Below are 282 nucleotides of genomic sequence, written 5' to 3'. Positions count from 1 at the left end.
TGGCATTCATCTATAACAAAATAAACTCTCTTGTTTACTGGGTCGTCTTTCCAGTTTTCACCTCGTTTATAAATGGCATTGTAGACTTTGGCTTTCAACATTTTTGCAATTGCTAAACCTGCCATGCCATATACTTTCTCTGGCAAGCTAACACCAAATTTCTCTCCAAACATTACATTTTCAATACTGTATGTTGACTTTGTTGATTGACTCCATTTTAAAAGCTTTTCGTTTTGAATGAATGGTAAAGTCATACTATCAACGGTTGAAAAAATACTTGAT

At 33.7% G+C, this 282-nt stretch carries 1 protein-coding gene; it reads right to left on the bottom strand.

The annotated features are described in order from the left end of the window. Positions 1-254, bottom strand: a 254-nt coding sequence (locus ACO0KY_RS19695; protein WP_423048936.1) for a hypothetical protein, incomplete at its 3' end; no start/stop codon positions are given. Positions 255-282 lie beyond the last annotated feature (28 nt).

The organism is Undibacterium sp. Dicai25W (assembly GCF_049340505.1).
In the GTDB taxonomy this organism is placed as follows: domain Bacteria; phylum Pseudomonadota; class Gammaproteobacteria; order Burkholderiales; family Burkholderiaceae_D; genus Undibacterium; species Undibacterium jejuense.
Note: the sequence above shows the minus strand (reverse complement) of the source record. Positions and strands in the feature narration are given on the sequence as shown.